This window comes from Candidatus Neomarinimicrobiota bacterium (genome assembly GCA_022567655.1).
Lineage (GTDB): Bacteria > Fidelibacterota > SORT01 > SORT01 > SORT01 > JADFGO01.
Window position 1 is genome coordinate 1 of the sequence record JADFGO010000025.1, and the last position, 23,018, is coordinate 23,018.

Here is a 23,018-nt window from a genome sequence, read left to right on the forward strand (position 1 = left end):
CCAAGCTCACCGATTCCGGTTTCTATCTTCTCACGGTCGCCGACGATTATGACAGCCACGTTCTCCGGCACGACGTATTTCCGCGCGACTCTCAACACGTCGTCTTTCGTTACGGAAAGGATGTTGAAGACGTAAGTGTCATAATATTCATCAGGCAGATCATAGACTTCTAAATCCGCCAGCTGTCCTGCGATCGAACCCACCGTCTGGAATCTGGCGGGAAAGCGCAGCGCCACAAAGTTTTTTGCTCTTGTCATTTCTGCTTCCGTTACATCTTCAAAGATACCGTTCAGTTCCTTGAAAAATTCGGTGAGTGCTTCTTTCGTAACGTCCGTCTGGACGTCGGCGGACGCCCCAAACGCTCCGGGGACGTGCCTGAAGCTGAAAAATGACCGCGCGCCGTAAGTGTATCCGTGTTCCTCCCTGAGATTCTGGTTAAGCCTCGAAGCAAAAGAACCGCCGAGTATCGTGTTCATCACGACTATCGGGAAGTAATCATCCGAGTACCGGTCGACGCCTATTCTGCCGATGCGAACTACCGACTGCGCCGCACCCGGTTTATCCACAAGATAAACCTTTCTCCCTTCGATCTGAACAGGCACCGGAACTTCAACCGAATTAACCTCCGCCGCTTCCCATGAACCGAGGATCGATTCTAATTTCGGCAATAACGCTTGAGGATCTACGTCACCCACTACGATAAGCGAGGCGTTGTTCGGTTTGAAATAAGATTGATAAAAAGAAATTAGATCGTCTCTCGTAAAACTCTTGAGCGATGATTCGGTGCCGAAGTTTTCTCTGCCGTATGGATGATCCTCGCCGAAAAGCGTCCGCCTAAAGAGTATACTTGCTATCTGCCGCGCTTTGTCATGCCTTTGTATCAGCGAGTTTAACCGTTCTTTTTTTAACCGCTCGAGTTCCTTTTCAGGGAATGAGGGCTTAAGGAGGATATCGGCAAAGAGTTTCAAAGCATCGTCGAATCTCGCGAGTGTGGAGTTTAACGAAATGACCGTCGTGTGCCGTCCCGCATTTACCGATATGTTTGCCCCGAGGAAATCGATTGCGTCGGCAAGCGCAAGAGCGTCATATTCCCCGGCTCCTTCGTCCATCATAGTAGCGGTCATGCTCGCAAGACCCTCCTTCCCTTCCGGATCCATTATCGATGCCGTATTCACTATGAGGTTCATCTGGACGATCGGTACGTTATGTTTTTCGAACAGCGTTACCGGAAGTCCGTTCGACAATTTCAGATGAGCTATTTCCGGTGTACTGAAAGAAGGTGGAGCGCCCAGTGCGGGTGGCATGCTCCGGTCTACAACCGGTTTAGGTGTGCTGCAAGAAGTCAGCGTCAGCGCAAAGATTACGGCGTATAACATAATTCGGGTTGTTCTGAGCGATTGCTTCAGATTGAAATTATTCATAATAAAAAACTCTCCGGGAACTCGTTAGTTATCTTCTGATGTTTCTGTGGTTTTTTCAGGGATTACGCTGATCACCACGCGAGCGTCAATGAGATAATCTTCGGCAGCTCGTTTTACAGATTCAGGGGTGAGCGATCTGTACCTGTTCAAGTCGGTGTTGAAATAATCCGGCTCTCCGGTCTGATAATAGTAATGATTCAACATGTCGGCTTTCCCGTCGAATCCACCGACGCGTTCGAGTTGTGAGATAAAGGAAGCTTCTATCTGATTCACCATCCGTTGAATTTCCCGTTCGGAAGGAGATTCCGACTTCAAGAGCGCTATCTCTTCATCGATAACCTCCTCAAGTTCGTCGAGCGTATGTCCGGCGCGCGCCGTTGCCCTGACCATGAAATATGATCCGAGCATACTTGATGCCTGAAATGCGACAACGCTTTGCGCAATTTGCATATCGTAGACGAGCCTTTTGTAAAGACGGGAGTTTTTTCCCTCGGCAAGGATGCTCGCGACGGCGTCCATCTCGGCGTCACCAGGTTTGAATATAGCAGGCGTATGCCATAGGAAATGTATCCGCGGCAGTTGAACTTTATCTTCGAGCGTAACCCGCCGCTCCTCCGTGAGATCGAGTTCGGGTACTTCGATCCGGGGTACTTTTTCTCCTCTTTTTATCCCGCCGAACCACTTTTCGGCAAGAGCGAGAGTTTCCTCCGGCGAGATGTCTCCGGCTATGACGAGGCTGGCGTTGTTAGGAGTATAATAAAGGTTGAAGAATTCAACCACGTCCTCGTAGCTCGCAGCGGAAAGGTCTTCCATCGAACCTATCGTAGGCCAATGGTAAGGATGATTTTCGGGATAAAGATTTTCCCTAAGAGCGATCCAGACCATACCGTACGGTCTGTCCTCGTAGGACTGGCGCCGTTCGTTTTTCACCACGTCTCTCTGCCCGTCAACCTTCTCCGGCGACATAGCCCCGAGAAGGAAACCCATCCTGTCCGATTCGAGGAAAAGAGCCAGATCGAGGGCGTTGGTGGGGACATTCTCCCAATAGTTGGTTCTGTCGCTGTCCGTTGAGCCGTTATTCGAACCGCCAGCCGCCTCGAGCCATTCGTCGAACTTCCCTTCAGGCACGTTCTCAGAACCCTCGAACATTATATGCTCAAAGAGGTGTGCGAAACCGGTGCGGCCCGGTTTTTCGTTGCCGGAACCGACATGGTACATCATGTTCACGCTGACGATAGGTGTAGTGTGATCCTCATGAAGTATGACGGTAAGTCCGTTGTCGAGTCTGAATTTCGAATACGGAACGCTGATATCGACGTCCTGTCCGAATGCAATTGCGGTGAACAGGATTAAGAGCGGGGCGAGTCTTTTCATTTCGAACTCCTGTCTGATTATGACCTGTCAAACTTACTTACCAATATACTCGTCCGGCAGATAAACAGGAAATATTTTCGCCCGGATGGCTTCGTCACACCGGGTAGAGTTTGCCGCTTATAAATACTTTATCCGAGTTCTTTACGGAACTCCGGTTATGTAGCTCTCGAGCTGGTGGATCATGAAATCCTGATCGGAGATGATCGCCTTAACGACGTCCCCAATAGAGATCACACCGACCACTTGGTCTTCTTCGAGTACCGGAAGGTGGCGGATACGCTTATCCGTCATCAACGCCATACATTCTTCGACAGACTGTTCCGGTTTGACGTAAAACACTTTACTGCTCATAATTTCTTTGACGGTCGTGTCCTTCGAAGCCTTTCCTTTCAGGATGACCTTTCTGGCATAATCCCGTTCCGAGAAGATCCCTACCAACTTTTCCTCTTCGAACACCAATAAAGCCCCAACATTCTTGTCCGCCATCAGGTTGAGCGCTTCAAGTACAGAACTGTCCGGTTTGACCGACCAGATCTCCCTTTCTTTGGCTCGTAAGAGTTCGCTGATTAATTTCATCGCTTAACCCCTGTCTCAGTGTTTCCTGGTAAAAGTACTCATTTTTTTCAATACAAAATTTTCGCCTGTGCCGCTAAGTCTCCTTGAGCGCCGCGGTGAGCTTTACAGCCACCTCTTTTGCGTCGCCGAACAGCATGAGACAGTTATCAGCGGCAAAAAGAGGATTGGCGATTCCGGCGAACCCCGGGCTGAGGCTTCGCTTTACGATTACAACAGAACGTGCTTCGTCCACGTTGAGGATAGGCATACCGGAAATAGGAATCGAGGGGTCTGCCTCTCTGGCGAGAGGATTTACCACGTCGTTGGCTCCGATTACCAGCACCACATCCGTTTGCCGGAACGTGGGGTTTATCTCGTCCATTTCCTTGAGCTTTTCGTAGGGTATGTTCGCCTCTGCGAGAAGGACGTTCATGTGTCCCGGCATTCGTCCTGCCACCGGATGTATGGCAAACTCCACCTCCACGCCCTTGGATTCAAGCAGGTTGGTCAGATCCTGAATAGCGTATTGAGCCTGCGCGACAGCCATCCCGTATCCGGGAGCGATAACGACCCGCCTGGCGCCTTCCAACATCATAGCGACTTCTTCCGGCGAAGCTGATTTGACCTTGCCGGCATAGATATCCTCGCTCTCATCCTCGGTGGAAACTACTGCGCCGACACCGGCGAATATCACGTTGGCAAGAGAGCGGTTCATAGCGCGGCACATCAGCGCCGTGAGGATGAATCCGGCAGCGCCCACTAACGAGCCGGCGATAATCAGTACGCTGTTGTTGAGAACCCACCCATGTCCCGCCGCCGCAATTCCCGAGTAAGCATTCAACAGGGAGATGACTACGGGCATATCGGCGCCACCGATAGGTAATACGAGCAGAATGCCGAGGAGAGAGGCAGTTCCCACCATGATCCAGAACGGCATCGAAGATGTCGTATCCGCCACCATCCAAATACCGAGTGTCACGCAGGCAAGCGCCAGGATAATGTTGATCACATGCCTGCCCGGCAGCATAATAGGTTGTCCCTTTAATATTCCTTGAAGTTTGGCAAAGGCTATAGCGCTTCCGGTGAAGGAGACGCCTCCGATAAGTCCGGAACCAACGGCAGCCAAAGTGAACTGGATATCTATCGTCTCAATGAACCCTCCTTTGAGAGCCTCCTCTAACGCTGCTCCGACCGCGAGAGCAGAAGCACCCCCTCCAAAGCCGTTGAAGATAGCAACCACCTGAGGTATGGCGGTCATGGGAGCGCGGTAAGCCATGATCGCTCCTACCAATGCACCGACGACCATCCCGGCAATGATGATCTCAAAACTGACGATACGCCTGTCCAAGAGTGTAACGACTATTGCGATCAGCATGCCCAGAGCCCCTAAAAAATTCCCCCGGACAGCGGTGCGGGGATGCGACAGCCCCTTCAAACCCAAGATGAAGAGTACCGCGGCGATGAGATACGCTAAGTTGATAAGATTGTTAGACATTATCTTCCTTACGGTGGAACATTGCGAGCATACGGTGCGTCACTAAAAAGCCTCCTACCACGTTTGCCGTCGCCATCGCTACCGCGATGAATCCCAAAATCGTAGTGAAAGTGGTCAGCTGCATACCGGAGGTCACTATTGTTCCGACCAGTGTGATGCCGGAGATGGCGTTGGCTCCGGACATAAGCGGCGTGTGTAAAAGAGGCGGAACTTTCGTGATCACTTCATAGCCGACAAAAAGCGCTAATATAAATATGGTCAAAGCTGCTACAAAAACTTCCATCAGGAATTACTCCTATCTTCTGTTGACTGTGCCGATACGGACAAGCCCAAGAGCTCACGCACCTGCGGATTTACCACCTCCCCCTCGTGCGTAAGAAGCGTGTCACTGATAATTGGGTCTTCCAAGTTCAGGTTGATTTCCCCGTTCTCCACTAAGTTCTGGAGAAATGAGGTTAGATTCTTGGCATACATCTGACTGGCGTGGTAAGGTATCGTGGAAGCTATATTAACAGGACCCATAATAGTGACACCATGAGCGTCAATCGTCTCGCCCGCTTTCGTCAGCTCGCAGTTCCCGCCCCCTTCGGCAGCCAGGTCTATTATGATCGAGCCCGGAGCCATACCTTTGACCATCTCTTCCGTAACCAGCATCGGTGATTTTTTACCGGGAATCGCCGCCGTGGTAATAACCACATCGCTCCCGGCAACCACCTTGATCATCATCTCCCGCTGGCGGCTGTAGAACTCTTCGCCCATTGCCTGTGCGTACCCACCGGACGTTTCAGCTTCCTCGGTCTCTAACTCTAATTCCACAAACTTGGCTCCTAAGCTTTCAACCTGCTCCTTCACCACCGGACGGACGTCGTACGCCTGTACCACGGCGCCGAGACGTTTTGAGGTGGCGATAGCCTGCAACCCCGCAACGCCGGCTCCGACCACAAAGACCCGCGCGGGAGTGATCGTCCCCGCCGCGGTGATCATCATCGGATAAAGCTTCTGAAGAGCGCCGGCAGCCAATAGCGCCGCCTTATATCCCGCTACGGTAGCCATTGAGCTCAGCACATCCATCGGCTGAGAGCGGGAGATGCGCGGTAGCAGCTCTAACGAAAAAACCGTGACGCCTGCATCGGCAATCTGTTTAGCGTTTTCGGGAGCCCCTAATGGATTGAACTGACCCACCATAACCTGACCGGAGTGGAGCAATTTCAGATCGTCTGAGCCGTTCTCACTGTCCACGTTTAAGCCGTGCACCTGCAAAAGAATATCAGCCGAGGAGAAAAGTTGAGCGCGATCCGGTAAGACAGCTACTCCCTGCTTTTCAAATTCAGAATCGGGGAAACCCGCTTTATCGCCCGCACCCTGCTGCATTATGACTTCGAGACCGGCTTCGACCAGTAGATGCACAACAGAGGGAACTATGGCAACGCGATTTTCGTTCGGATAGGACTCAACCGGCACTCCAACTTTCATCTAAACCTCCACATTGATTCGTCCCAATATCCGTACTACCTCTTAATGTTACTGATTAAGCGTCTATATTGCACGAAAAATCTGGAGTGAATGACATTCGGACCTTCATCAGTTCAAAGTCATATAGTCCGGAGTGATTTGGTTATTTGGGTGGGATACGAAGGACGTAGGGGAGGGTTTATTAACCCTCCCATTTTGCGGGCCTGCCCGACGCGTGGTCTGGCGGGCGGGTCACAGACCCGCCCCTACAATTTTAAGCGATGCCCCGCCAATGGTGGTGGCTTTGACCGCATATCCTCACTTCAACAACACCATCTTCCTCGTCCGGACGAATGTAGGGGACGTCTCGTAGAGACTCCCCCGGAGCAGATCTGCGTCCCCTACCTCAGTAAAACCATTTTCTTCGTTTGCACGAAATCGCCGGCTTGTAGACGATACAAGTAGATACCGGAGGAAACGTTTGATGCGTCCCACCGTGCCGAGTGCAGACCGGCCGGTTTCTCTTCGTCCACCAATCGTGCCACTTCCCTGCCTCTGAGATCGAAGATAATAAGCGATACTTCTGATCGCGACGGCAAGGCGTAATCGATTGTGGTGACCGGATTGAAAGGATTCGGAAAGTTTTGTTTTAATTCGTATGAAATGATAATTCCAGTTCTTCCCGGAGCGACACCAACTGGCTTTGAAGACATATTCAATTTCCGGACACCCCAATCTGAAAGCCCGGAGCTCAGTAATACCTTTGTATTCTCGAATCTTATGACATTAAGGGTGTCAACGAGATACTTGGGGATGGTCATTGATCCGGTCGTTCCCCAATTGTTTTCACCGGTCGTTTCCAGATATGATAGAAATATGCCGTTAACGAATACGGATACTTCATCACTCCCGCTAATATTATAGGCTTCAAAATTCAAAATATCGCTGGTGCTGAAAGGCGGAGCGTCGGACCTGAAACTAAATCCGATCTCATATTGGTAAGAGCTTTCCGATTCCGGGAAATTTACATATTCATCCGTAACCGGGAGTTCCACCAACTCCGGTAATATAGGCTTAACTACCCATACCGGACTCGACCACGCGAACCTATCGTTTGCGTTTCCGACAGATGTTACCCGCAGGTAGTAAAATGAACTCCGTACATATGATGAATCCCTGTAAGAGAAATCAAATGATAAATCAGTTCCACCTAATTCGAGAGAAATTATTTCATAGTTCATACCGTTAAATTTTACGATCTCAACGTTCTTAATCGGGGTGTGCGACAGAACGCTTCCTGTGATCAACGGGAGCGAATCGGAACTGATTTCAGAGCCCATCCAGGCGTTATTAACTTTAAATTCGACTATTGTCCTATGATCCGTGGTTCCGAATACCCTGCGGGCTTTAATCGCCTCGAACAGCGTTTCTCTGGAAAGGTTATTTGCATATACTCCTGTTAATCCGGTTCCACGAGATGTGAAATCCAAAGCTGTGGGCGCCCACATCCAACCATGTCCCGGATATCCGAAGTGACCGTCGCTGGATGCTATAATACCCGTTTTGTGCCCCATGGCAAGCGCATCCCTGACATAATGCCCGGGGGCTCTTCCAGCAGAAGATAAATGATCCAGAGGATTTAAGTGAAATTCATTTGCACCGTGTTGCGAATATATTTCAACAAGACGCTGAAATTCATCACTTCTGAAGGTCCAGTCCACTTTGCGTGAACCCCATGCAATATGATGAGGTATTGTTAAGGCTCTCTGTCCCTCCAAAGCCTTCCAAAGATCGGATGCCAAGGGATAAGTTTTATTATTGTAGGGTTCGCCGTCATCTCCGGGATAGATAATGTGTTTGTGACCTCTACTCTCATTTGTCCATTCCCACCCTAAAAAAGAAACAAATTTGCCCTCGCTGTTATGGGCTTTGGCGAATTCCCTTATCTTTTCCCAGACTCCGGGTGTCAGATAGTTTACACCATAGGTATGATCGTGATCGGTCAACGCGACAAAATCGAGATTCGCGACATTCTTGGCATAGTTATAAAAATCTTCAATAGTGCCGTTCCCGTCACTGATATTCGAGTGATTTTGTATATCACCCCAGTACAGATTATACTCGGGTGGAGACATAGACACTCTATACGGATTACTGAAGTATTCCGTGCCTGAAAAATCCTTGGCGAGTAATTGATGTTCCCCTTCACCGGATTGGAAAGAAATGACCACGCGGCCCGAGTCTGCTAAATCAAACTCGACCGTGTTTTGTGTTCCGCAATCCGAGCCTCCGAAACATGTAACCTCAAGAGTACCGGAATATTCGGTATCGATATTGTTGTATTCATCGAATGCAACAAAAACAACCGATACGGATTCTTCGATTGTAAGAAGTGAAGGCACTGTTATCTGAAAATGCTTGGCAGAATTATTAACTACCCGAATTGTTGGTATAGGTGTGATAATATTCCACGAATTCGACCCGGTTTTATCAGCGAGCATGCGGAACTCATAATAAGTTGCGTGAACATTGCTCGTAGCCCTTCCGCTCAACGATCCGGAGATGTCTCCGTAGGTGAAAGTAATAGTATCGCCAATTGCGGGCGGTTCGCCGCTAAAAGTCGCCACGATATTATAACTGAAAGGTAATCTCGATCTCTTTGCCAATTGAATCCCGGTTGCTGGATTAGAAGAGCGTACCTTCACAAAACCTCTCTGGTTCGGATAATTTACTTGAGGATAGGTCCAGCTTTTTTGGTTTGGGAGGAAGGCAAAAGGAATTTCTAACATCAATTTCCCACCCGAAATAAAAGCACCGCTTTTCGGAATGTATGTGAAGGTCCAAGTTCCCTTTTGAGAAGGATAAGCTTCTGAAGGTGTTACAAATGCCGTATCGACGTCATCCGATCCGCTGATTTGAATATGTACCCGTGGGATTGAATCTTGAAAATCCATAAGTCGCTCTTCCAAAAGAATATACTCTCTCGGGGTGAGCTTTTTGTCCTGGACAACCGGACCATCAAACGAAATGAAAAATGCGACACTCAAACTGAGTATGAGATAAGTTCCGGTTTTGGATCGATTCGTCTTATTCATTACTTAACAATCTTTAAATATTTCCTATTTAGCGGTGTGTCATAATTGACGCTTATGAGACATTGCTGTTTTTAGAAGTAGCATCTTCTTTGTTTGAATGAATGTAGGGGACGCAGATCTGCGTCCCAGGTTACTTTGTTATAGCCCGCCTTCTGAATCTCGCTTACGAGGCGAGCTACTTCCTGTCCTAATAGGTTATAAACTATCAAATTCACTTCTCCAGACTTAAAAACCTAATATTTCAAGGATGCGATTAAAAAAATGTACAACGAATAATATTGTTTTACAAGATTTTGAACCGCTCACATTGTTTATTTGGTGCTAATCAGAGTCGGCTATTAATCAGCTAACCGGAAGTTATAATCCTCCTCAGTCTGAACTTTGAGTATTCCCCTTCAGAAGAATAGCGTCTTATAATTAAAAAAACTCTTGACAAGACAGGCCTGATGAGTTATAATAGCACTTTACTAAGGTAAAGTGCCTGGCAAATGAAAAAACTAAATAAAAAAGACTTAAATAAACTGTACGAAGCGGTTGTCAGTCTCGAATCCGTTGAGGAGTGTAAAAATTTCTTGCGGGATCTTTTAACTAAAACCGAGATTGACGAAGCCGCCATGAGATGGAAAGTCGCCCGTTTGCTTAATGACGGCAAAACTTACATAGAAATCGAAAAAATTACCGGACTCAGCTCCACTACGGTTGCAAGAGTTCACAAATGGCTTAAAAAAGGCAAGGGTGGATATTCAAAAATGCTTAGAAATATTTCACAAACCAACGATAAATAAGAGACTATAATTTGGAAAATTTAAACAAAGATAACGGAAGGTTGAAATTAGCCTTTCAAAAATCAGGCAGGATAACCAAGGGATCGATTGACTTACTCAGCGGTTGCGGATTCAGTTTTTCATACCGGGAGGGTGTGCTATATTCTCCCGTAAGCAATTTTCCCCTCGATATTTTAGCGATCAGAGATGACGATATTCCCCGGTATGTTCAGGAAGGGATCTGTGATCTTGGAATAGTGGGTTCCAACATCGTTGAAGAGGAAAATTCAAATGTAGAAATCCTGTCCCGTCTGGGTTTCGGCAGATGCCGCATTTCGATTTGCGTACCAAAGATTGCTCAGATAGATAAATTGGAAGAGCTTGAAGGTAAAACCATCGCTACATCTTACCCGAAAATCCTGGCAAAATTCTTAGCTGAAACAGGTCTCAACTCTAAAATCACGGAAATTAGCGGCTCTACAGAAATTACTCCGTCCATTGGAGTAGCGGATGCTATCTGCGAGATTATTTCCTCGGGCAGCACGTTGAAAATACACGGACTTGTTGAGATGGTTGAATTAGTCAAGTCAGAAGCGGTATTGATAGCGCACAAATCCACTCTCACCGATAAAAACCGGGAACGGCTCATCGGCAACCTTTTGTCTCGTGTCCAAAGCAGGGTGCTTGCTCAGGGTAAAAAATATGTTGCCATGAATGCCGGCATTGAAAGTATCGAAAAGATTAAAACCTTGATACCGGGCATTAAAAGTCCCACTATTATTCCCCTTCTCGAAGATGACATGGTAGCACTGCATTCTGTGGTAGATGAACAGGAATTTTGGAATGTACTCGATGATTTGAAAAGTGCCGGTGCAACCGGAATAGTTGTGTCTTCAATCGATAACATCATCCTGTAAGCATGAATATACGCCTTCTTAAAAGTTTAAATCAGCACGAACTGAGTGCGCTGTTAAACAGAAATGTCGATCCCGAATCCTCTTTGACATCTACCGTTGAAGGAATCTGTCAGGATGTGAAAAATAACGGGGACAGTGCCGTGCGTTCCTACACAAAGAAATTTGATAAGATTGATCTTGATCATTTTTCGGTGACCGGGGAAGAAATTGATAACGCCTGCGACAGCATCGATAAGAATCTCGATAGTTCGATGCGCACGGCACGCGATAATATTCTAAAATTTCACGAAGCGCAGCAATCGCAAATCAGAGAAGTCATAACCGATGTCGGTATCTCGTGCAGCCGCGAGCCAAGGGCTATAGAAAACATAGGGCTTTATGTGCCGGGCGGAACTGCTCCTCTTGTTTCAACAGTTTTGATGCTCGGTGTTCCCGCGCAGTTGGCGGGATGTGAACGGATTGCGATGACAACTCCGCCGGACACTGATGGAGAGATAAATCCTTCTCTGCTTGCGGCAGCAAAATTGGTCGGAATTCGGGAAATTTACAAAATTGGCGGTGCGCAGGCTATAGCAGCTTTAGCGTATGGCACCAATTCCATTCAAAAGGTAGATAAGATTTTCGGACCGGGAAATCAATTTGTCACCGCGGCTAAAAAGTTTGTCTCGAACGACCCGGACGGCGCCGCAATAGATATGCCGGCCGGACCCACAGAACTTTTGATTATCGCCGATGATCAAGCCGATCCGCTGTTCGTTGCGCTTGATCTCGCCGCTCAAGCCGAGCATGGAACTAATTCTAACGTTCTGTTATTGACTGACAGCACAGCGTTCGCAAATTCTGTTTCCGATGCGGTTTCAAATCTATCTATACCTGATGACCGTAAGCAGATCACGAATAATTGCTTAAATAAATCCGTAATTCTGAAAGTCGAAAATATTGAGGAAGCTATTCGTTTTTCGAATGAATACGCGCCCGAGCACCTTTCCCTCCAAATAAAGAAGGCCGATTTATTTAAGGAAAAGATTAAAAACGCCGGAACGGTTTTTCTCGGCGGCAATACGCCTCCTGCCGCCGGTGATTATGCCACCGGCGCGAATCACACGCTTCCTACAAACGGTAGTGCGAAATCTCAGAGCGGGTTATCTCTAAGCGATTTCCAAAAATTCATCACATTTCAAAAAACAGATCGTACCGGTTTGGAAAATATAGCGTCGGCTGTAAAAGGATTGTCGGAAGCTGAAGGACTTCAGATGCATAATGAATCGGTGCAGGTCAGGCTTATCAATGCTTGAACTGAAGAATCTTATCCGTCCGGAACTGCTCGACTTCAAGCCTTATATCAGCGCTCGCCATCTTGCGGGTAACAGCGGTGTTCTGCTGGACGCTAACGAGAACCCGTTCGACAATACAATTGATATCAGTGGTTTAAACGCTAATAGATACCCTGATCCGAACCAGACAACTCTCAGATCCGCCCTATCTGATTATTTGAATATATCTGCTGAAAATATGCTTGCCGGTGCAGGTTCAGACGAAATTATTGATCTTCTAATAAGACTTTTCTGCATTCCGAACCGGGATGAAGTAGTAGTCATTGAGCCAACCTACGGAATGTACAAAGTATCTTCGGAAATGAATGGAATCGTAACAAGATCCTGCCTGCTCGGTGATGACTTTGACATTGATATTTCAAAACTTGATGAAGCCGTAAACGAAAAGACAAAACTCGTTTTTTGTTGTTCACCCAACAATCCTACAGGTAATGTCCTCTCCACCGATAAGCTGCTTGAGTACACGCGGGATAATGGGTTAATTTTAATCGTTGATGAGGCGTACATCGAATTTTCCGTTCTCCCCTCGATTACTCCAAAAGTCAAAGATTTTCCTAATCTGATCGTTCTCAGAACGCTTTCCAAAGCCTGGGGACTCGCCGGAATACGGTTGGGCTATTGCGTAGCTGATGAGCAGATAGTCACATACTTGATGAGAATCAAACTACCATATAACATAAACGTATTAAGCGAAAGAGCCGCATTACTCGCCCTTGGTAACAGAATCGTTATGGAAAACGCCGTATCGGATATTCTTTCTGAAAGGGATAGACTCGGAAAAGAGTTTGAAAGAATGGATATTTTTAAAAAAGTATTTCCAAGTGATGCGAATTTTCTTCTCGTTTTGTCTGAAGACGCTTCCAAAACAGAGAAATTTCTTGCCGAAAACGGCATAATCGTCCGGAACCGTTCTTCTGATCCTCTTCTCGATAACTGCTTGAGGATCACCATCGGCACAAAAGAACAAAACGATCTTCTTCTTGATGCTCTGAGGGAAATGGCAGCATGAAACTCGTAATTCTTGACCGGGATGGTACAATTATCAAAGAACCACCCGATGAACAGATTGATTCCCTTGAAAAACTCGAGTTTGTTCCCGGTCTGATTTCAGGATTGAAATTATTAAGCAGCGCCGGATATTCTCTCATAATAGCCTCAAATCAGGACGGTCTTGGCGGTGATGATTATCCCGATAAATCCTATCGATTGGTACAGGATAAAATAATATCTCTTCTTGCGGGCGAAGGAATAACTTTCGATGATGAGTTTATTTGTCCTCATAGACCGTCTGATAATTGCGAATGCCGGAAACCGAAAACCGGTTTGGTTGATGACTACATAACCAAAATAAAACCGGACCCGGAGCGTTCCTTTGTTATCGGGGACAGAGCATCGGATATATCGTTTGGGAAAGCGCTCGGCTTCAGGACAGCACTTTTAGGAATGGATGAATCGTCTGATCCCGATTTCAGTTCGGAATATTTTCCGGATATCTGCCGGTGGATTCTGGACAGTTCGCGTTCTTCACAGGTCAAGAAAGTTACCAATGAAACTTCGATTGAAGTTGAGGTCATTTTAGACGGAAAGAGTAATAACCGAATCTCGACCGGCATCCGCTTTTTCGACCATATGCTCGAACAGCTGTCAAAACACTCCGGGATCACCGTCAAAATCGACGCCGAAGGTGACACCGACATAGATGAACATCACACCGTTGAAGACACAGGTTTGGCATTAGGGGAGGCGATATCAAAGGCAATTGGTGATAAAAGAGGCATTGAAAGATATGGATTTACCCTCCCGATGGACGAAGCCTCATCTGAAGTTTTGCTTGATCTATCCGGCAGGAGCCGGTTGGAATTTGACGGGAATTTTGACCGAGAAATGGTTGGCGAACTGCCTACCGAGCTTGTTGAGGATTTCTTTAAGGCGTTCTCCGATGCTCTTGACTGCACCCTTCACATCAAGGTGGACGGCAGAAATGACCACCACAAGATCGAATCAATTTTCAAAGCAGTTGGACGGGTACTCAAAGAAGCTCTTAAAATCAACATCGACGAGATTGACCGGATTCCTTCAACTAAGGGGACGCTATGATCGGCTTAGTTGATTATGGAAGCGGTAACATCACCTCCGTGGCGAACGCCCTTGATAGGTTGGACGTAAACTACTTTAAAGGCTCCACCCCCTCTGATTTTGCCAATGTAGATAAAATCATCTTTCCCGGTGTAGGCGAAGCCAGAACAGCAATGGAAGCCATTGAAGAAAGGGCGTTGACACCTTACTTAAAATCGTTGAAAATCCCTTTTCTCGGTATTTGTATAGGGTTACAGATTCTCTTTGACTACACAGATGAAAGATCTACCGAGTGTATGGGAGTCATCAAGGGCAAATTAAAAAAATTCGATTCTAAAGATCTTAAAGTCCCCCATATCGGCTGGAACAGTGTATCATTCAGTGAAGGATCTCCCCTATTTCAGGGTATTGAAAATGGCGCCTATTTTTATTTTGTAAACTCGTATTATGCTTCGGAACTACCTGAGACTATTGCAACCACAGAATACGGAATCAATTTCTCTTCTGCCGTTAAAAAAGACAACTTTTACGGTGTCCAATTCCATGCCGAAAAATCCGGCGAAATAGGTGAGAAACTTCTTAAGAATTTCATAGAGTTATGCTGATTTTCCCCGCTATCGATCTATACGAAGGGCAATGCGTTCGCTTGACGCGTGGGGATTTCTCAACCAAAAAAGTGTATGATAGTTCTCCCTCTGAGATGGCTAAGATTTTTACCGATAAAGGGTTTACCCATCTTCACGTTATCGATTTGGAGGGGGCCGAAAACGGTCGGATAATCAATTGGGATGCTATTTCTTCGATCATATCAGAAACTGATCTGAAAGTCCATGCCGGTGGTGGAATTCGCACCGAAGACGATGTTGAGAAACTTCTTTCCATCGGGGTCAAACGGGTAATACTTGGAACTGTCATAGTTGAGTCGCTCGGAACAGCTAAAAGTTTTCTGAAAGGGTTCGGCAGCGATAAGATCATAGCCGCGGCAGATTTTAATAACGGTTCAATAGTTGGTGACGGCTGGAAAAAAGAGGGAATTATTCACCTCGGCGCTTTATGGAATCACTCTATGATTCCGGAATTGAATATTTTTTAAGCACCGACGTTCAAAGGGACGGAGTTCTCAAGGGTCCGAACACCGAATTTTACAGATCAATATTGAGTAATCTGCCGGCTATCAAACTCATCGCTTCGGGGGGCGTTTCTTCTATTGAAGATATCCGATCACTTGAACGATCCGGATTATACGGAGCTGTAGTTGGAAAAGCGATTTACGAAAATCTCATTGAATTAGATGAACTGGTCAAAATATAAATAATGCTGACTAAACGCATAGTGCCCTGTTTAGACGTAAAAGACGGCAGAACCGTCAAGGGGATAAAATTCGAGAATTTACGCGATGCGGGAGATCCCGTTGAACTGGCTTCTTATTATTCATCTGCTGGCGCAGATGAGCTCGTCCTTCTCGACATCAGCGCCAGCATTGAAGGACGTGAGACCTTCGTGGAAACCGTGAGAAATGTAGCGAAGGAAATCAATATTCCTTTTACTGTAGGCGGTGGTATCTCTTCCGTTAAGCAAGTTCTAAGAGTTATCGAAGCAGGTGCGGAAAAAGTCTCCCTGAATACAGCCGCGGTTCTGAATCCTGAATTAATCCGTCAGGCGAGCCTCGAAGTCGGCTCCCAAAGTATTGTTGCCGCCGTTGATGCGAAGAAAAACGGTAACAGTTGGGAAATTTACATTAAGGGCGGAACTGAAAAAACCGGAATTGATGCGTTGGAATGGATAAAAAAAGTCGAGGATCTTGGAGCGGGAGAAATTCTTGTAACCTCTATGGATATGGACGGCACCGGAGAAGGTTACGATCTGGATTTGTTATTAGAAATCGATTTAAAAGTGAATATTCCGGTAATCGCTTCAGGAGGCGCCGGGGAGATGAGTAGTTTTCTCGATGCTTTCAGTGTTGGAAAAGCTGATGCCGCTCTCGCTGCCTCGGTTTTCCATTATAAGAATTACTCCATCAATGAACTTAAAAAATTTCTACTAAGAAATAATGTGCAGGTAAGAATATGAAGAACGAAATAGATTTTTCGAAAGAAAACGGACTGATCCCCGCGATCATCCAGGATGATAAAACATCAAGTGTTCTGATGCTCGGTTATATGAATAAAGAGGCATTTGATAAAACCATGAAAGAAAAAATTGTTACTTTCTGGAGCAGATCAAAGAGAAGGCTCTGGCAAAAAGGCGAAACTTCAGGTAATTTCCTTCATCTTGTTTCAGTCCACAAGGACTGTGACTCTGATACACTTCTATTAAGAGCAAATCCCGAGGGTCCTACCTGTCACACGGGCTCTTACAGCTGTTTTGATGTTCAACCCGATAACCTTTCTATTCTTACAGAGCTCGAAACTGTTATCTCCGAACGTTCACGAGATCTGCCTGAAGGATCATATACGACTTCCTTATTTAATGGGGGAACCTCGCTTATCGCTCAGAAATTAGGTGAAGAAGCCGTCGAAACAGTTGTAGCTGCTTTAAATCAGGACCTTGAACGACTGCATGAGGAATCAGCCGATTTAATATATCACCTTCTTGTTCTCCTGCATGAAAAAGGAACTACGCTCAGCGCGGTGTTAAGCGAGCTGAAGAAGAGAAGAAGCGAACAGGAGTAGTCTAAATAATATTTATACTAAGCACTTAGCAGGGATAAGTGACCGAATAGAGACCATTTCCATGTCCCAATATGTCACGGGCTGTCCCGCAATGCCGATTTATAGAATTTATGGATAAGAAAAGTAGGCTGACAGTAATGCCAGCCTATTTACTCGGTATATTCTAGCAAAAGCTTAATATAACTGTACTCTTGGTATCATATGATACTATTTTAGATTTGGCATTATGGTAAGACATCCTACTACCTGGGCAGTGAAATGGGAGAACCAATAATATCTTACCTTTTCCCTTTTTACTTCGGGAATGAAAAATATTCCTTTGGAGAGTTCTTTAAAGGAAACTTTGTCCTATTCTATATTTAACCCTGGATTAAAAATAAATTGCTTAAATCCTTGAAAGGCTTGCCACATAGGGCTTTTTTAACACGATTATAAGAACTGTATTCAGGACTCTCATTGGCACAAATATTGCAAGTATTAAGAGATAGTGTATAAAAGTTTAGAAACCGGCAGTGCAGTGTAAAAAAGAACCATCCGGTAACATGATCGTGCAGTCAAGAGGAGGACTCGTGGAGGCGATCTTACCCGCACGGTATCTTTTCTCAATTGGACAGCAGCGTAAAAGAAATGTAGGAGGTAGAAAATGGGTCTTTCAAACCTGGGATTGCGGCTGATCGCGGAGACGATGCGGGATAAAAATTTATCGGGAAGTTGTATGACCTTCGGAGTCTCAGGCGTTGAAGGAGAGTATAGCGATATACAAAGAGTGTTGTCCGAAGCGAACTATCCTTACAAAAAGATAGATGAAAGTGAAGTGGTTTATGATGACGCAACTCAGTTCGGACGAACAGTTCATCAAGACGTTCCTTTCAAGATGCTGGGATTTTCGAGGGTGGACAGTTTAGACTACTTCCCGAATGAAAAACCTACATATGTTATAGATTTGAATAAACCGATCGACTCTAAGTATCACGATCGATACGATATGGTATTTGACGGAGGGACTTCGGAGCACTGTTTCAACGTCAGGGAAAGTTTATCGAACGTGATCAAGCTGCTCAAAATCGGAGGTAGGGTTGTGCATGCCGTCCCATTATCCGGTTGGATTAATCACGGATTTTATCAATTCTCGCCCACTCTGTTTTTTGACTTTTACGGCATAAACGGTTTTGTGGAACTCAACGCCAAGATCGTAGTGCATAAACCATCGATGTTGGGAGCAAGTTACTTCGATTACAACCCTTCCGTTTTCTTCCCTATGGATTTTAAAGGTAAAAGAGCAATACTGTTTTTCACCGCGAAGAAAAACGAAGACGTCAAGGAGATTTTAAACCCTATACAGGGCTTTTATAAAGGACATTTTGGCGGCAAATCCGAGTCTCCCGGTATCACTGCACGTGAACAACTTAAATGGGGAGTAGAAAGACTGCGAAAATTTTCGCCGGTCTTGTATAAATTGGCAATTGGACTCTACTTTAGAGTTGGTCTGTTGGTAAGGGCTTGTTATCGTTATAAAATGATGATTACGGCGAAAAGGGTAAGTTGATATTTGGGTTTTGAGAACAGAAGAGACCTTGGCTTATTCACATCAATCCAACTAACTTATGTGGGTTAACATCAACCCGTACATTTCCGTTTTTAATAAATTGCTTAATTCTCTTAAATGTATGAGTTATAAGACGCTTAAAACATGTTTCGAATGCTAAATATCATAAGCTCTCGTTTTCGTGAGGTTTGGGACAGCTGAAAAGATGTATTATATATGATGTTGATGGTACATTCGACGGACGAGATTTTGAAGACCGCCGTTGCACTTGATACTCAAACACTTACGGGACCTGATACCGGGGAATCACCTTAAACCTTTATAAGATATAATCAAAACCTATAATCATCTGTCGGAATAGTCCCGGTTTTATTCCTTCAGGTCTTCGGGATGCTATATACTTACGGTTAAAAATATTTTTCACTGAAAAAGATACACGCAGCGGAAGCCCGCGTAATTGATACTGACCGGAGAAATCCCATATTCGGTATGAAGGTATAAGTCCGATACGTCCGTTGGCAGAACCCTCTGATGTATTAGCGTTGTCCGCAAACTGCTCACTCACGTATGAGCCGTTCAGCCCTAAGTTTAATCCGTTCTGATGAACATATCTGAATCGCAGTGACAGAATATCTTCAGGCGCATATGGAAGCCTGAATCCCTTTACGTTCACACCGTTTATAAACCTGTCTGAGGAAAACAGAGCTTTTGTATGCGTAAAACTCAAATTAGCGGTTATACTCGACTTCATGCCTAACAGCCTGCCGAAGTCATAACCGATATTTCCCTCAATCCCTTTATGTTCAGTTTCCCCCTGATTGACCTTTGGCAGATCGGTGACGGCTCCACCCGATTCGGACGTAGGAATTATCTGGTTTTCGAAATCCATCATAAAAATCGTCGTTTCAAATGAGAATCCGCCGTCTGTCTCCACCCGCGTACCGACTTCAAGATTCAAACTCCTCTCCGCGTCCAACAGGATAGAGATCGCCTGCGTTCCTCCATCTGTTACAGTTATTGCATCTTTAATTCTTGGAGGAGCGAATCCCCGGTAGGCTCCTGCGAATAATGTAAAAGAATTGTTCGGCACATAGCTGACTCCGAAACCGGGGATGAATTCTAAGAGATCATCTCCTGACCTTAGATCAACATCGGTGGGGACCCTGTCACCATCATCGTTGGTAACTCTTGTGCGTAAAATATTCCTTTCATACGAAAACCGCTCTACTCGTATGCCGGGAGTTATCCTTAGTCTCTCGTTCAGGAATATGCGGTTCTGGATGAATCCTGAAACTGCTTTCCCCAAACGTATTTCTTCATCTCGAATAACTCCCGTATGAGAATTCCCGGTCTCGCCGTTGATCCGTTGTTCGTGAGCCCGTTCAAAGTGAACCCGTATCCCCCCATCAAATTCATTCCTGAAGTTTGCAACCTTGTAATCTATTTTTAGCCTCGGCTCAAGACCGATAACCTCAAAGGTGCGGTTCCGGTTGCCCGTGCTGTTCTTAACGATAATTTCGGTCCCATCGTCCGAATAGCCATAATCCTGTCTCTGCCAATTTCTCGTTGTCTGATACGCATAAAATGTAGTTTTAAGGACTGAATTTGAACTGAGGTTATATTGATGCGTAGTGCTGGTGGAATACCTGCGAATCTTCAATCTGTCATCAGGCACAGGATTAAAGTTGGGATTCGTATCGAAGAGTTTTTGGGTAAGCCCGACGTAGGTGGAGTTAGAGATTTCATCATACACATTCAGCTTGATTCCCAGAGATGACCTTGCACCCAGATTAACTGTCATCTTTGTTAGAACGTCGGTGACTTTAAAAAAGATGCTGCGGACGCTATCGCCCTGCTTGCGAAGAAAGTTTATGAGCATAGCCGAGTTGTCATATTTTTTTGTGAACTGACCCTGCGCAACGAATAAACCATTCTGACCGCCCCGGAAAATTAAGCGCCCTTCCGGAGCAAGACGAGGATTCACCGTTATATAATTGATGACTCCACCCACAGTCTGAGGTCCGAAAAGGATTGACCCGCTCCCTTTTACAATTTCAATTCCACTCATGCGATCGATCGGTGGCGTGTAATACATTTCCGGCTCGCCGTAAGGCGCAAGCGCTACGGGAACTCCGTCTTCCAACATAAGAACTGTTCGGCTTCTGTCGGGATTAAGCCCCCTGATACTGATATTTGCGCGCAATCCAAGTCCCTCTTCCTCCTGAACATGAACTCCCGGAACCTGCCTGAGAATCTCATTTCCGCTAAGCGGTTTGGTGTTCAGAAGCCTTGCCGATGAAATAAGAGTTCCTGAACCGGGGATGCGCTGTAAGGACATTCTCCCAATGCCAATAACAGATATCTGTGGAAATTCAAGTACTGTAGCGGCAATTCTAAACTCCACAAAGGGCGATTGACCATTACGAATTGTCAGAGTAATGCTTTCTTTTTCGTAACCGATATATGAGCACGTCAGAATATAGATTCCGTCACTTACCGATGGAATCAGAAATCTGCCTTCCGTATCAGTTGAAGCTCCGACACCCGATTTTTCTATAAAAACATTAGCTCCTGCAAGAGGCTTTTGTGTGTCCGAGTCCATGACACTGCCGCTTATCGAAGTCATTGATTGAGCAAATAGATCACTGAAGGGATTAGCCACACCGAAAATTGATATTATGGCTATTAGAAATCCGAATTGATATCGGTTAAGTATTTGACTCTCTGAATTCGTGTCGTACATATTTCTCCGTTTACAATTATCTTTGCTATTTGAGAACGAGTCTCATTAACAATTATGAAAGTACCTGGTAAGCTCTTAGGTGTCAAGAGCTTTTTCGAACAGTCTTAAAAACGGCCGTTTATGAGACACATTTTTGGTGTCCCAAAACGTATCTCAAAACTCCTATTAACGATTAAATCGTTAATCATTTATCTTGCGACTATATGTACTTCAGGTTAATTTCCAGCTCGAATTTTATCACGGTATTTTTGGGAGGAAATAATGCGCAACTCATCAATTGTAATAGTAATAGCTACCTCTGCAATGCTACTTCTAGGTTGTACCCGAGAGCAGAATGTAGTTGATCGTAGACCCCCTCAATTTCAACCATTACCAACGCCTGAATTGGCGGAATCAGCAAATCAAAGCTCAGTGTTTGAAATTGAGCGCGCTGATATATCCGCATTCTTAGAGTTTGTAGGGAATCTTGGATGGTATTCGCATAGTATTATCAGTGCAGACTCTGTATCGCGGACACTCGTAGTACGAGATGGAATTAATCATGAGTTTACTCTTAGCTTTGATTTTGCAGAGCAGCATCTTAGGCAGGATCATCATCTCGGCTCTTACATAGACGAGATGGGTCTGTACAACTTTTTGATTTTTGCGATGAAAAATAACCTGTATGAGCATGAAATTGGCCCGGTTAATCCTCAAGATGAGGTCGTGCTAATATTCGGGGATAAAGGCACAGATTTTGCCACTGAATTCTACATGACTTTCGAGAAGATAATTAAACACATGCAAAATGATCATAAATGGACGAATAAAGAGTTGTTGGATGCGGGCTACTGTGAAGAGGTTTTTATGAATCTAGAAATCGATAGTTGTATAAAAAGGCTCACCAAATGAAACTGTCTCCATGAAGGTTATTTTTTAACCGATGAGGTAGATGCCACTCGTAAAATAGCACCGTCTCATAAACGTAGGTTATTACACAACATTTTGCAGTACCAAAACTCATGAAATCGAAAGCTTATGATAATTAGCTTTTGAGACAGTGGATTTTTTCTCATATATTGTCATCAATAAGCATGGAGTATAGATTAAATTGAATTCTATAAATTTACCAATTATTAGACTGGGTGTTCCGATTTGTGAACCGGATGCGCATCATTAACCGAGGAGATTAATAATGGAGAATATGATTAATTGGTTCGAAATTCCAGCAAAAGATTATAACAGAGCTAAGAAATTTTATAGTACTATTTTAAGCGTCGAAATTAAGGTACTGGAATTACCGAATTTCACAATGGGATTACTGCCAAGCGACGGTAAAAATGTATCAGGCGCAATTATAAGCAACGAAAGTTATGAACCAAGAGATCAAGGTGTCTTAATATACCTAAATGGCAGAGATGACCTGAACAAGATGCTCTCCAAGGTCGAAGGAGAAGGGGGCAAGGTAATTATGGAAAAGAGACAAATTAATGAAGAATTCGGCTATATGGCATTATTTATGGATACTGAAGGTAATAGGATTGCTCTCCATTCTCGCAAATGATAAAGTAAAATATAAGAGATTTGAGGTGCGG

Annotated in this window: 21 protein-coding genes; 13 read left to right on the top strand and 8 right to left on the bottom strand. The window is 45.3% G+C overall.

From position 1 onward, the window contains the following. The 7 genes from IID12_04175 to IID12_04205 form a co-directional block, all read right to left on the bottom strand. A partial coding sequence (locus IID12_04175; protein MCH8288287.1) for an insulinase family protein occupies positions 1-1,421 on the bottom strand: 1,421 nt, incomplete at its 3' end. A gap of 24 nt (positions 1,422-1,445) precedes the next feature. Further along, positions 1,446-2,795 carry an insulinase family protein gene (locus tag IID12_04180; protein MCH8288288.1) on the bottom strand — a complete coding sequence of 450 codons (1,350 nt, stop codon included), beginning with the start codon at positions 2,793-2,795 and terminating at the stop codon, positions 1,446-1,448. Positions 2,796-2,936: 141 nt separating this feature from the next. Further along, complete coding sequence (locus IID12_04185; GenBank protein ID MCH8288289.1) at positions 2,937-3,371, bottom strand: CBS domain-containing protein; 435 nt, start codon at positions 3,369-3,371, stop codon at positions 2,937-2,939. 73 nt (positions 3,372-3,444) lie between these two features. Beyond that, entirely contained in the window at positions 3,445-4,845 is a 1,401-nt protein-coding gene (locus IID12_04190; protein MCH8288290.1) for an NAD(P)(+) transhydrogenase (Re/Si-specific) subunit beta, read from the bottom strand. Next, entirely contained in the window at positions 4,838-5,128 is a 291-nt protein-coding gene (locus IID12_04195) for an NAD(P) transhydrogenase subunit alpha (GenBank protein MCH8288291.1), read from the bottom strand. Before IID12_04195 ends, IID12_04190 begins: the two co-directional genes overlap by 8 nt. Beyond that, positions 5,128-6,318: a Re/Si-specific NAD(P)(+) transhydrogenase subunit alpha gene (locus IID12_04200; GenBank protein MCH8288292.1), complete on the bottom strand. Its 1,191-nt coding sequence runs from the start codon at positions 6,316-6,318 to the stop codon at positions 5,128-5,130. The genes IID12_04195 and IID12_04200 overlap by 1 nt, the downstream gene beginning before the upstream one ends. Before the next feature lie 380 nt (positions 6,319-6,698). Then, on the bottom strand, positions 6,699-9,392 hold the full coding sequence (locus IID12_04205; GenBank protein MCH8288293.1) for a DUF3604 domain-containing protein: 2,694 nt from the start codon (positions 9,390-9,392) through the stop codon (positions 6,699-6,701). A 488-nt stretch (positions 9,393-9,880) separates the two neighbouring features. Here IID12_04205 and IID12_04210 point away from each other — a divergent pair, with 488 nt between their 5' ends. From IID12_04210 to IID12_04260, 11 genes are all read left to right on the top strand, one after another. Further along, complete coding sequence (locus tag IID12_04210; protein MCH8288294.1) at positions 9,881-10,177, top strand: hypothetical protein; 297 nt, start codon at positions 9,881-9,883, stop codon at positions 10,175-10,177. 41 nt (positions 10,178-10,218) lie between these two features. Beyond that, complete coding sequence (locus IID12_04215; GenBank protein MCH8288295.1) at positions 10,219-11,073, top strand: ATP phosphoribosyltransferase; 855 nt, start codon at positions 10,219-10,221, stop codon at positions 11,071-11,073. 2 nt (positions 11,074-11,075) lie between these two features. Next, on the top strand, positions 11,076-12,368 hold the full coding sequence (gene hisD / locus IID12_04220) for a histidinol dehydrogenase (protein ID MCH8288296.1): 1,293 nt from the start codon (positions 11,076-11,078) through the stop codon (positions 12,366-12,368). After that, positions 12,361-13,416 (top strand): histidinol-phosphate transaminase, encoded by a 1,056-nt coding sequence (gene hisC / locus IID12_04225; GenBank protein MCH8288297.1) that lies wholly within the window; start codon positions 12,361-12,363, stop codon positions 13,414-13,416. The genes hisD and hisC overlap by 8 nt, the downstream gene beginning before the upstream one ends. Then, positions 13,413-14,504: a bifunctional histidinol-phosphatase/imidazoleglycerol-phosphate dehydratase HisB gene (gene hisB / locus IID12_04230; GenBank protein ID MCH8288298.1), complete on the top strand. Its 1,092-nt coding sequence runs from the start codon at positions 13,413-13,415 to the stop codon at positions 14,502-14,504. Before hisC ends, hisB begins: the two co-directional genes overlap by 4 nt. Further along, a complete protein-coding gene (hisH, locus tag IID12_04235) occupies positions 14,501-15,088 on the top strand; it encodes an imidazole glycerol phosphate synthase subunit HisH (protein MCH8288299.1) in 588 nt (195 codons plus the stop codon). Before hisB ends, hisH begins: the two co-directional genes overlap by 4 nt. Beyond that, the gene (locus IID12_04240) at positions 15,082-15,576 is read left to right on the top strand and encodes a hypothetical protein (protein MCH8288300.1); all 495 of its coding nucleotides are present in this window, start codon (positions 15,082-15,084) and stop codon (positions 15,574-15,576) included. Before hisH ends, IID12_04240 begins: the two co-directional genes overlap by 7 nt. Beyond that, complete coding sequence (locus IID12_04245; GenBank protein MCH8288301.1) at positions 15,537-15,794, top strand: hypothetical protein; 258 nt, start codon at positions 15,537-15,539, stop codon at positions 15,792-15,794. Before IID12_04240 ends, IID12_04245 begins: the two co-directional genes overlap by 40 nt. Positions 15,795-15,797: 3 nt before the next feature. Next, positions 15,798-16,553 (top strand): imidazole glycerol phosphate synthase subunit HisF, encoded by a 756-nt coding sequence (hisF, locus tag IID12_04250; protein MCH8288302.1) that lies wholly within the window; start codon positions 15,798-15,800, stop codon positions 16,551-16,553. Then, positions 16,550-17,155 carry a bifunctional phosphoribosyl-AMP cyclohydrolase/phosphoribosyl-ATP diphosphatase HisIE gene (locus IID12_04255; protein MCH8288303.1) on the top strand — a complete coding sequence of 202 codons (606 nt, stop codon included), beginning with the start codon at positions 16,550-16,552 and terminating at the stop codon, positions 17,153-17,155. The genes hisF and IID12_04255 overlap by 4 nt, the downstream gene beginning before the upstream one ends. A gap of 643 nt (positions 17,156-17,798) precedes the next feature. Then, the gene (locus IID12_04260; protein MCH8288304.1) at positions 17,799-18,701 is read left to right on the top strand and encodes a class I SAM-dependent methyltransferase; all 903 of its coding nucleotides are present in this window, start codon (positions 17,799-17,801) and stop codon (positions 18,699-18,701) included. A 319-nt stretch (positions 18,702-19,020) separates the two neighbouring features. Here the strand turns inward: IID12_04260 and IID12_04265 are convergent, their stop codons facing one another. Then, positions 19,021-21,444 (bottom strand): TonB-dependent receptor, encoded by a 2,424-nt coding sequence (locus IID12_04265; GenBank protein MCH8288305.1) that lies wholly within the window; start codon positions 21,442-21,444, stop codon positions 19,021-19,023. A 261-nt stretch (positions 21,445-21,705) separates the two neighbouring features. On the opposite strand from IID12_04265, the gene IID12_04270 reads away from it, so the two are divergent. Beyond that, positions 21,706-22,335, top strand: coding sequence for a hypothetical protein (locus IID12_04270; protein MCH8288306.1), 630 nt, complete (start codon positions 21,706-21,708; stop codon positions 22,333-22,335). 283 nt (positions 22,336-22,618) lie between these two features. Continuing rightward, positions 22,619-22,987, top strand: coding sequence for a VOC family protein (locus IID12_04275; protein ID MCH8288307.1), 369 nt, complete (start codon positions 22,619-22,621; stop codon positions 22,985-22,987). The last annotated feature ends 31 nt before the right edge of the window (positions 22,988-23,018 follow it).